Here is a 9,823-nt window from a genome sequence, read left to right on the forward strand (position 1 = left end):
CTTCGCCCGCCATTTATAAAAACTTGCGCTGCTCATTCCATGCTCTCGGCAAAGCTCAGAAACCGGAACACCGCCCTCCGCCTGCTTCAACACCGCCATGATCTGCGCGTCGCTGTATCGTCCATTCTTCATCGTAAATCTCCTCAGATATCTTGCCGAGAAAATTCTATTTTTGAACACCACTAATTTTAGGGGGGATTACCTTAGGACTTGCGCGGGCATCAAAGGATTTGCGTCAGCTTGTAACGGGGCTCGATTCAATTCGAGTTCTCTGTCGTGTTGAGGCGGGGCGACTTGGTGCAGATTCTGTTTCACTGACGCCTGTCATTGATCAGCTCGACAAATTCCATAAAGAAATTGATTTGTGCTTGAAGCGCATTTTGGAACACGCCGAAAGAATTTCAGAGCTAATTGATTTGGCGAATGTCCATTCAGTGTTGTCAATCGATCGATTTGGCCGCATTTCCTGACAGTTCGAGAAGAGCATTAAAAAGAGAAATTGCTTCTTGGGATGCCCATGCAGCATCCCCCTTTAGGCGTGCAATTTCTTGGCCTTCGGGCGAGATAATAACGGTGATCGGCAAGAACAGAACATCCATGTCACGAGAAAATGCCCCTTTTGGATCAAGTAAAATAGGCAGATTGTCCAATGCCGCGTCGCTATAAAACTTATTTATGGCTGGTAATGGGTTATGGCCGGACGCGACCGTGACTACTTTGAGACCCTTGTCGGAAAATACCTTCGACAGGTTGTCTAAATCGGGCATTTCTTTGCGACAAGGCACACACCAAGTCGCCCAGAAATTTAACAATACATATTCACCTTCAAAATCGGACAGCGTGAAAGCGGTGCCGTCTGGCGTGGTAAATGGGGTCTGAGACACCTCTTTAGGGGTTGAGTGAAAAACAAGTTTTCGCATTGATCCTTCGCGCATTTGCGAAATATCGGACATATCTAGGCCGTGTGCGGCAATTGCAGTAAGGCTCAGGGCCGTGTAGAGGAGGGCAACGATTAGCTTATTTAACATTTGGGTGTGTCCATGACCGACAAAAAATCCAACGCGATGTGGGGCGGGCGGTTCGCCGCAGGTCCAGACGCAATCATGGAAGCCATCAACGCTTCGATAGGTTACGACAAACGCTTGGCGTTCCAAGATATTACAGGCTCGCGCGCCCATGCCGCAATGCTTGCTGCACAAGGTATTATCACTGATACCGATGCCAAGACCATTCGTGAAGGGCTTCTCACGGTATTGTCAGAAATAGAGAGCGGCACTTTCGAGTTTTCAACGGCGCTTGAAGACATTCACATGAATGTCGAATCTCGGCTGAAAGAAATTGTTGGAGAACCCGCAGGACGCCTTCACACTGCGCGGTCCCGCAATGACCAAGTCGCCACAGACTTTAAACTGTGGACGCGTGATCAAATGGACGCCTGCATTGATGGGTTAGAGGCTTTGATCAAAGCATTGCTTGGTCAGGCTGAAGCTGGTGCTGATTGGGTTATGCCTGGGTTTACGCATCTGCAAACCGCGCAACCTGTGACATGGGGTCATCACATGATGGCCTATGTGGAAATGTTGGGTCGTGATGTGTCGCGTTTCAAAGATGCGCGTGTACGCATGAACGAAAACCCACTTGGTTCTGCCGCTTTGGCTGGCACTGGTTTCCCCATTGATCGCCATATGACATCTGAAGCATTGGGGTTTGATCGCCCGACTGCCAACTCGCTTGATGCTGTCGCCGACCGCGATTTTGCGCTGGAATTCTTGTCCTGTGCTTCTATTACGGCCATGCATTTGTCGCGTTTTTCCGAAGAATTGGTGATTTGGTCGTCTGCGCAATTCCGCTTTGTGACCTTGTCTGACCGTTTCTCGACCGGATCGTCGATCATGCCGCAAAAGAAAAACCCAGATGCAGCAGAGTTGATTCGCGCCAAAGTCGGTCGCATCATGGGCGCTATGGTGGCTTTGTTCACTGTGATGAAGGGTCTTCCGCTGGCTTATTCGAAAGACATGCAAGAAGACAAAGAGCAGGTGTTCGATGCAGCCGACAACTTGATGCTCGCATTGGCTGCAATGACAGGCATGGTGTCGGATATGACGGCAAATGTGGACAGTCTGCGCGCAGCCGCAGCGTCTGGGTTTTCCACTGCCACGGACTTGGCCGATTGGTTGGTGCGCGAGGCCGGATTGCCGTTCCGTGATGCTCACCATGTGACCGGCGCTTTGGTTGCTTTGGCTGAATCTAAGGGCTGCGATCTGCCGGATCTTAGCCTTGATGAGATGAAATCCGCCCATGCAGCTATTACTGAAGGTGTGTATACAGTGTTAACTGTTGAAAACTCAGTGGCGTCTCGGACAAGCTATGGGGGCACGGCACCGTCGCAGGTGCGTGCTCAAATTGCGCGTTGGAAAGAGGTTCTTGGATGATACGACTTTTTTTTATAGCTCTAGCGTTTTGCGGTCTCATGGCGTCCTGCGGTGCAGACGGCACGCCGACGCCACCAAAAGTGACCGGCGGCACAACGGTGTCCATGAACTCAAATAGCGGTGTTAGCACATCAACGTCCATTGGATTGGTCTTCGGTTCGAACTAAGGCGTATAATCACGGATTGACAGGGCGTCCCAAAGGGGCGCCTTTTTGCATGTTCACAGCCCTTTCATTGCGCATGGAATTCCAGTATCTCCAGCGCGACTTTACTTTGAAAGGCGCGGCCCATGGATCACTTTCTATATCGCAACGGTGTGTTGCACGCTGAAGATGTCGCTTTGAGTGATATTGCTGCTTCCGTTGGAACGCCGTTTTATTGTTATTCGACAGCGACGCTGACGCGTCATTTCACGCTGTTTGATGAAGCATTGCACGGGATGGATCATCTTGTTTGTTTTGCGATGAAATCGAATTCCAACCTTGCTGTGTTGAAATTGATTGGTGATCTTGGCGCTGGAATCGACGTTGTGTCGATGGGGGAATACCTAAAAGCGCGCGCCGCCGGTGTTCCGGGCGAACGCATTGTCTTTTCTGGGGTTGGCAAAACCCGCGAGGAAATGCGCACAGCATTGTCCGGTGGTATCCGTCAATTCAACGTTGAATCCGAACCCGAGCTTGAAGCATTGAACGAGGTCGCGATGTCGATGGGCGTAAAGGCCCCGATAGCCATCCGTGTGAACCCTGATGTTGACGCCAAAACCCATGCCAAAATCGCCACAGGTAAAAGTGAAAACAAATTTGGCATCCCGATCAAATCTGCACGCGAGGTCTATGCCCGCGCTGCGAAAATGGAAGGTATTGATGTTGCAGGCATCGATGTGCACATCGGATCACAGTTGACGCAGCTTGAACCATTTGAGTTGGCGTTTACCAAGGTGGCCGAGCTGACCGAGGTTTTGCGCAGTGATGGCATCAATATTCGTCGTCTGGATTTGGGCGGCGGACTTGGTATTCCCTATGAGCGGTCCAACGATGCTCCGCCTTTGCCGATGGAATACGGCGATGTGATACGCAAAACCGTTGGTCATTTAGGGTGCGAGATCGAGATTGAGCCTGGGCGTTTGATTTCTGGCAATGCTGGCGTGATGGTCTCGTCTGTGATTTATCTCAAACATGGCGAAGGGCGCGATTTTTTGATTATCGATGCTGCGATGAATGATTTGATCCGTCCCTCCATGTACGATGCACATCATGATATTGTACCTGTTGTTGAGGCAGGCGCTGGGGCTGAGAAAATCACTTATGATATTGTGGGCCCTGTTTGTGAGACCGGCGACACCTTTGCCAAAGCGCGCGAGATGACGGCGCTCGGGCCAGATGATCTGGTCGCGTTCCGGTCTGCAGGGGCTTATGGCGCAGTTATGGCGTCCGAATACAATTCGCGTCCTCTTATTCCCGAAGTTTTGGTGAATGGTGATCAATTCGCTGTCATCCGTGCGCGTCCGACCTATGAGGAAATGATAAATCGCGATACGATCCCAGAATGGCTCTAACGCGCGGATCATTTTGATCCGCGTCAGGAGAATGCGGGCAAAAGGTCATGGACACACAAACGCCAACTGAGCGCGCCTTGACGCGCCACATCAAACACACACTGCGTCTCACGTTTGTGGGGCTTGTCGTTGAACGCTTTGTTCAAGCGTTTCTTTGGTTTGGTGTACTGGTTGCATGCACCCTTGCGGCGGCAATGTTTGGGGCATTCGCGGTTCTTAGCGCCTTAGTTTTTTCCATTTTAATGGTCTGCCTTGCTCTGGCACTTATCGTGTCATTCGGTATCTGTGTGAAGCGGTTTCAAATGCCAACGATGCGGGACGCGCGTGCGCGTGTTGACGGGGCTTTGCCACATCGACCACTTCAGGCGCTGCAAGATCTTGCGGCCACGGGCCATGACAATGCGCAAACGCAAGGCATTTGGCAAGCGCATCAAGCCCGTATGGCAGAGCAGGCATGGGCTGCACGCGCAATCGGTCCTCATTTACGCCTGTCCGCGCGCGACCCTTATGCGCTGCGTTTGATGGCAATCACGGTTTTGATTATGGGGCTATTGTTTGGATCGGGCTCTCTGCGCTTTGGGGGGGGAAGCCTTGCGAATGACATAGCTCTTGGCCCCTCTTGGGAAGGCTGGATCGAACCGCCGGCCCACACTGGAAAACCGACACTGTACCTTGCCGATATGCCAGAACGCTTTACCGCGCCGCAAAATTCGAAAGTGACAATTCGCCTGTACGGTGACGCCGATGCCTTGCAGATGCGCCAAACGGTTTCTGACGAAAGTGATCAGGTTACGCCGTTAGCCCAAGACTTTACGCTTGAGCACACAGGTGAAATTGAGATCAAGGGCGATACGGGGCGGTTGTGGAATGTGGCGCTTTTGCCTGATCAGCCACCTGTCGCTGAACTGATTGGTGATATGACGCGTGCGCCGTCTGGTGAATTGCGCCAATCGTTTCGGATGTCAGACGATTTCGGCATCGCCCGCGCGCAGCTAGAAATCGAGTTGGATAAAAATTCCATCGTGGCACAATATGGCTATCGTGTGGACCCTGAGCCACGGCAAGCTGTGGTGCTGTCCATACCGGTGCCACGTGCTTTGCAACGTCAAGACTTTGAAGGGGTTGTCACTGAGAACCTATCGCGCCACGCGTTTTCTGGCTTGCCGGTGCAAGCGCGCCTGAAAGCGTGGGACGTGTCTGGGTACGAAACTGTATCGACACAAATGCAAACCATTTTGCCAGGGCGTAAATTTTTTGATCCCCTTGCTGCCGCTTTGATCGACGTGCGTCGAGAATTACTGTGGAGCCGGATGAATGCTGCGAGATCGGCGCAAGTCATTCGTGCTGTCAGTTATGCACAGGACGATTCCTTTGGCGGTGATCATGCTCTGTTTTTAAATCTACGCTCCGTCGCAGGGATGATCGAGGCACAGGGGGCGACCATGTCTGATGAGGTTTGGGACTCTATCACAGAACGCCTTTGGACGATTGCAGTCGAGCTTGAGGATGGGGAACTGTCTGAAGCGCTTGAACGTTTGCGACGCGCACAAGAACGCCTAGCCCAAGCGATGCGTGACGGTGCGACACCTGATGAAATTGCAAAGCTGATGCAAGATTTACGTGATGCCACGCAAGATTACATTCGCCAACGCGCAGAGCAGCAAAGCAAAGCGCAGGATCAAGATGAAGCACAAGATGGCGAGTCCTTTGATGTGACAGCCGACCAACTGCAAGACTTGATGGACCGTATCCAAGAGCTGATGGAGCAGGGGCGCATGGCCGAAGCACAGCAGTTGATGGAAATGCTCAACGAGATGCTTGAAAATATGCAGGTGTCGCGAGGCCAAGGGGCAGGGGCGCAAGCGATAGAAGATTTGGAAGATATGCTGCGCGAACAGCAAGATTTAAATGATGAGACGTTTTCTGATCTACAAGAACAATTCGGAACAGATGGCGACTCGTCCGAACAAAGCCCTTCTGATGACAATGCGGGCGCGTTGGCGGATCGCCAGCAAACCCTGCGCGGTCAGGCGCAGCAGCAGGGACGGAAGTTACCGCCAGAGGCGTCAGCGCAAGGTGACGGGGCGGCCTCTGAGTTGGAGCGTGCTGAGAGGTCGATGGAAGACGCGGAAGAGGCTTTGCGCAATGAAGACTATGCGGGTGCATTGGACAATCAGGCGCGCGCAATGGAAGCGCTGCGCAATGGGCTGAAACGTTTGAATGAACAGATGCGCCACTCTGGCGATCCCCAAGATGGGCAGAGTGCTCAGGCCCAGTCTGGGCAGCAAAATGGGCGTGATCCGCTTGGGCGCAGTGATGGCGGCAATCAGGGGGCAGGTGTTGGCAGTGACGGGGCGGGTGCGCCTGATCAAGATGACGTATACGCACAAGCAGAAGAGTTGTTGGATGAAATTCGGCGACGCTCAGCCCAAAGGGAACGGGCAGATGAAGAATTAGAGTACTTAAAACGTCTACTTGATCGGTTCTAACAGACGGTGCTTGACTAAGCTGTGCCGTTCAATTGACCCAATAGAGCATTCAAACGCTCGCTTGTTGAGGAAAGAATTGAATCTAGCCAAGTGCGAAAAGCGTTCGCTCCAGTCACATAGGTGTTCAGAATGCCCTCAAGAGTTGGTACTTTTTGCGCCAAGATCGGTGCTAAAGTGTAGAGCAGCACCAAGAGAATAACGACGAAAACCAAGATCAAAAACGTCGTGCGAAAACTTGTGCGACGTGCGCGCTCTTTGCGTGTTTCGTCGTTCAAAACGGTGCCATCCACATCGCGTTCAGAAGACGCGCTCAGTGTGGAGTTTATTTCTTCAATGTCTGGAAGAAGATCGCGGCGTTTGCCTGATCCTGACGCGGCCCTTGTGATATCCGCTGGGTTTAACCCGCGCAGACGGGCCATGCGTTCGCGTAACCCCTGTTTTTGTTCTGGTGACGGAGCCTCATCAAGACCAAGTTCCGTCTGGGTTTCCAATGCATCTGGTTGTGGCTGTCTTACGTTTTGATCGTAGGCAACTTCGGCACGCAGAATGTCGCGTACACTTTCGGACACGGCAGACCGTTGAACCGGTGCAGCTTGAGCAACGTCTGGCTTTGGCGTGTCTGTTTGGTCTTTGTCAGCAGAGTCTTGAATGTCGAGATTGGCAGCGGCGCTGACTGCGGAAGCGATGTCATCACTAAACTCTACATCGTCGTCATCGCCGAAATCTGGTTCGACAGGGGCAGGTTGGTCGTCTGGCATTGTTTCAACGGGATTGTCTGTCGCCGCATCATCCGACGTGAGCTCGAACCCCATCTCTTGGGCGAGATCCGAATCGACTTCTGCGGAGCGCTGAAACCATGTGTGACCACAATTGGAGCACTGAACATCGCGTCCAGAGCTTGGGATAACTTTTGCGTCAACTTCGTATTGAGCGCCGCAATTGGGACAAATAAGCCGCATATTTTCCTCTGCCACCGGTTTTGTGTGGTGTAACTGCTTTGTTTTCCTAAATTATTAACGTTGGATTGCCGATTGTCCATGTTTTTGCAACAGTTGGATTGAAACGCACCCATCTGTGAGGCAAAACTGTCGCGACCGATGGATAGGGGCGAAGTGTGATTGAGTTTAACAATGTTGCCTACGGATATGGTGGTCAGGATCTATTAACCGAAATTTCCTTGTCTCTAGCGCCGGGATCATTTCATTTTCTGACTGGACCGTCTGGGGCGGGTAAAACCACTTTTCTAAAATTATGCTATTGCGAGTTGCAGGCCACAGCTGGCAGGGTCCAGCTTTTGGGCAAAGATACGCGTAATATTGCGCGTGACGACGTTGCAGGGCTGCGTCGCAATATTGGCGTGGTGCATCAAGATTGCAAATTTTTGGATCATCTGAGCGTTTCTGAAAATGTCGCGCTGCCATTGCTTGTCGCAGGCAAGTCGCGTGATGAGACGAACTTGAATGAGTTGCTGGCATGGGTTGGTCTGTCCGAGCGCGCAGATGCATTGCCTGCCGAATTGTCTGGCGGCGAACGTCAACGTGCGGCCTTGGCGCGCGCTGTGATTATGTCGCCAGAGGTGATTATCGCGGATGAGCCAACAGGAAACGTCGATTGGGAGATGTCCCTAAGATTGCTGCAGCTGTTGGTTGAGTTGAACAAAATGGGCAAAACGGTCATCATCGCCACCCATGATATGCATCTGATCAGACAAGCTAAATCGCAAGTCCAAGCGCGTGTATTGCGCATCGCCAATCGACGCATTCAGCAAGCGGGGGTGGATTTGTAATGTCTTTTCTTTTGCCCTTTTTGAAAATTGATAAAACCGTACAAGACCGCATTGTGCCGCCGTCTGGGTTCACCGCGCAGCTGACGATTTTGACATCGGCGGCTATGGCATTTTTGGCCGTATTTGCTTTGACGTTGTCCTTGGCGACAGGGCGATTGGCGGATCGTTGGGCCGGTGAATTGGCGCAATCATCGACTGTGCGTATTTCGGCCCCGATTGCACAGGTTGAGGCACAAACGAAAGCGGCTTTGGCCGTGTTAGAGACAACACCAGGCGTGCGTGAAGCGCGGGCCTTGGATGCCGACGAACAACGCGCCTTGTTAGAGCCTTGGTTCGGTCCGAGTTTGCCTTTGGACAGTCTGCCTTTACCGGTTCTGATCGATGTGAAAGAGACAGCCGAAGGTTACGATTCGGAAAGCTTGCGATTGCGCCTTGCAGGTGAGGCACCGGGGGCTGTGCTTGATGATCACACCCGCTGGCGCAAACCGCTGATCACGGCGGCCAATCGTTTACGTTTGCTTGGTGTCGTGAGTTTGATTTTGATTGGCGGTGTTACAGCTGCGATGATCACTTTGGCAGCGAACGCGGCACTGGCGGCGAACGGGCAGGTGATCCGCGTGCTGCGTTTGGTCGGTGCCAAAGATGCCTATATTGCTTCAGCATTCGTGCGCCAATTTACGTTTCGCGGTTTTAGCGGCGCGCTGTTCGGCGCGTTTCTGGGCACTGTCGCCATCGCCTTGTTGCCTGATGCGCAAACCACGGGTGGGTTCTTAACAGGGTTGGGATTCCGAGGGTATGAATGGTTTTGGCCTTTTGTTATCCCGCCTTTTGCAGCATGTGTGGCCTATGGCGCGACACAATTTGCGGCAAAACAAACATTAAAAAGGCTGATGTAATGTTTTATGCGATCCAATGGGTCTTGTCCCTGATCTTTATCTTTCAGATGTATCTGGCGATGGCCATCATTGGTCTGATCTTTACGCCTCTGGCTATTTTTGATCGCAAGTTCGCTTTTATTGCGATTCATCTGTGGTGCCATTGGGTGCGGTTGAGCGCCCATACCATTTGCGGGTTGAAATCCGAAGTGCGCGGCGAGGTGCCGACAGACGAAGTTATCGTCGCGTCCAAACATCAAAGTTTCTTTGACATCATTTTGATCGTGTCCGCTTTGCCGCGTCCAAAATTCATCATGAAAAAGTCTTTGGAAAAAATGCCAATTGTGAACTTTTACGCCGAGCGTTGTGGCTGTATTGGTGTGGATCGAGGCAAACGCGGGCAGGCAATCAAAAAAATGGTGGCAGATGTCAAAGCGGGCAATATTCGCCCCGGTCAGTTGATTATTTTTCCACAAGGCACGCGCATTGCGCCTGGTGTTAAGGCCGAGTTTAAAGTCGGAACAGGTGTGTTGTACAAAGAGTTGGGCCAAGATGTCGTGCCTGCTGCCACCAATGTCGGCGTGTTTTGGAAACGCCAAGGGATCTACCGTGGTCGCGGAACTGCTGTTGTCGAATTTTTGCCACGCATTGAGGCTGGGCGTGGATTGAAGGTCTTTATGAACTGT

General features: G+C 52.1%; 10 protein-coding genes. 7 read left to right on the top strand and 3 right to left on the bottom strand.

Annotated features, from left to right (window positions below; all coding sequences use genetic code 11):
- Both KO497_RS17720 and KO497_RS17725 read right to left on the bottom strand, forming a co-directional pair.
- On the bottom strand, positions 1–132 hold a 132-nt coding region (locus KO497_RS17720; RefSeq protein ID WP_215945307.1), incomplete at its 3' end, for a transposase.
- A 308-nt stretch (positions 133–440) separates the two neighbouring features.
- The gene (locus KO497_RS17725; protein ID WP_252729776.1) at positions 441–935 is read right to left on the bottom strand and encodes a TlpA disulfide reductase family protein; all 495 of its coding nucleotides are present in this window, start codon (positions 933–935) and stop codon (positions 441–443) included.
- A gap of 105 nt (positions 936–1,040) precedes the next feature.
- On the opposite strand from KO497_RS17725, the gene argH reads away from it, so the two are divergent.
- The 4 genes from argH to KO497_RS17745 all read left to right on the top strand — a co-directional run bounded on the left by argH (position 1,041) and on the right by KO497_RS17745 (position 6,476).
- A complete protein-coding gene (argH, locus tag KO497_RS17730; RefSeq protein WP_215945300.1) occupies positions 1,041–2,432 on the top strand; it encodes an argininosuccinate lyase in 1,392 nt (463 codons plus the stop codon).
- Positions 2,429–2,599, top strand: a complete 171-nt coding sequence (locus tag KO497_RS17735; RefSeq protein ID WP_215945308.1) for an argininosuccinate lyase — start codon at positions 2,429–2,431, stop codon at positions 2,597–2,599. Before argH ends, KO497_RS17735 begins: the two co-directional genes overlap by 4 nt.
- Before the next feature lie 122 nt (positions 2,600–2,721).
- Positions 2,722–3,987, top strand: a complete 1,266-nt coding sequence (lysA, locus tag KO497_RS17740; protein WP_215945301.1) for a diaminopimelate decarboxylase — start codon at positions 2,722–2,724, stop codon at positions 3,985–3,987.
- A 47-nt stretch (positions 3,988–4,034) separates the two neighbouring features.
- Positions 4,035–6,476, top strand: coding sequence for a DUF4175 domain-containing protein (locus KO497_RS17745; protein ID WP_215945302.1), 2,442 nt, complete (start codon positions 4,035–4,037; stop codon positions 6,474–6,476).
- Positions 6,477–6,490: 14 nt separating this feature from the next.
- On the opposite strand, the gene KO497_RS17750 is transcribed toward KO497_RS17745, so the two are convergent.
- The gene (locus tag KO497_RS17750; protein WP_215945303.1) at positions 6,491–7,435 is read right to left on the bottom strand and encodes a zinc-ribbon domain-containing protein; all 945 of its coding nucleotides are present in this window, start codon (positions 7,433–7,435) and stop codon (positions 6,491–6,493) included.
- A gap of 155 nt (positions 7,436–7,590) precedes the next feature.
- On the opposite strand from KO497_RS17750, the gene KO497_RS17755 reads away from it, so the two are divergent.
- The 3 genes from KO497_RS17755 to KO497_RS17765 form a co-directional block, all read left to right on the top strand.
- Positions 7,591–8,262, top strand: a complete 672-nt coding sequence (locus tag KO497_RS17755; RefSeq protein WP_215945304.1) for a cell division ATP-binding protein FtsE — start codon at positions 7,591–7,593, stop codon at positions 8,260–8,262.
- Positions 8,262–9,158, top strand: coding sequence for a cell division protein FtsX (locus KO497_RS17760; RefSeq protein WP_215945305.1), 897 nt, complete (start codon positions 8,262–8,264; stop codon positions 9,156–9,158). The genes KO497_RS17755 and KO497_RS17760 overlap by 1 nt, the downstream gene beginning before the upstream one ends.
- A partial coding sequence (locus KO497_RS17765) for a lysophospholipid acyltransferase family protein (protein WP_215945306.1) occupies positions 9,158–9,823 on the top strand: 666 nt, incomplete at its 3' end. The genes KO497_RS17760 and KO497_RS17765, both read left to right, overlap by 1 nt.

It is taken from the genome of Pacificibacter marinus, assembly GCF_018860665.1.
Classification (GTDB): domain Bacteria; phylum Pseudomonadota; class Alphaproteobacteria; order Rhodobacterales; family Rhodobacteraceae; genus Celeribacter; species Celeribacter marinus_A.

Bases quoted from the DNA above. Each gene is read 5' to 3' on its own strand.
- KO497_RS17725 (WP_252729776.1), bottom strand. From the start codon at position 935: ATGCGCGAAGGATCAATGCGAAAACTTGTTTTTCACTCAACCCCTAAA.
- argH (WP_215945300.1), top strand. From the start codon at position 1,041: ATGACCGACAAAAAATCCAACGCGATGTGGGGCGGGCGGTTCGCCGCA.
- KO497_RS17735 (WP_215945308.1), top strand. From the start codon at position 2,429: ATGATACGACTTTTTTTTATAGCTCTAGCGTTTTGCGGTCTCATGGCG.
- lysA (WP_215945301.1), top strand. From the start codon at position 2,722: ATGGATCACTTTCTATATCGCAACGGTGTGTTGCACGCTGAAGATGTC.
- KO497_RS17745 (WP_215945302.1), top strand. From the start codon at position 4,035: ATGGACACACAAACGCCAACTGAGCGCGCCTTGACGCGCCACATCAAA.
- KO497_RS17750 (WP_215945303.1), bottom strand. From the start codon at position 7,435: ATGCGGCTTATTTGTCCCAATTGCGGCGCTCAATACGAAGTTGACGCA.
- KO497_RS17760 (WP_215945305.1), top strand. From the start codon at position 8,262: ATGTCTTTTCTTTTGCCCTTTTTGAAAATTGATAAAACCGTACAAGAC.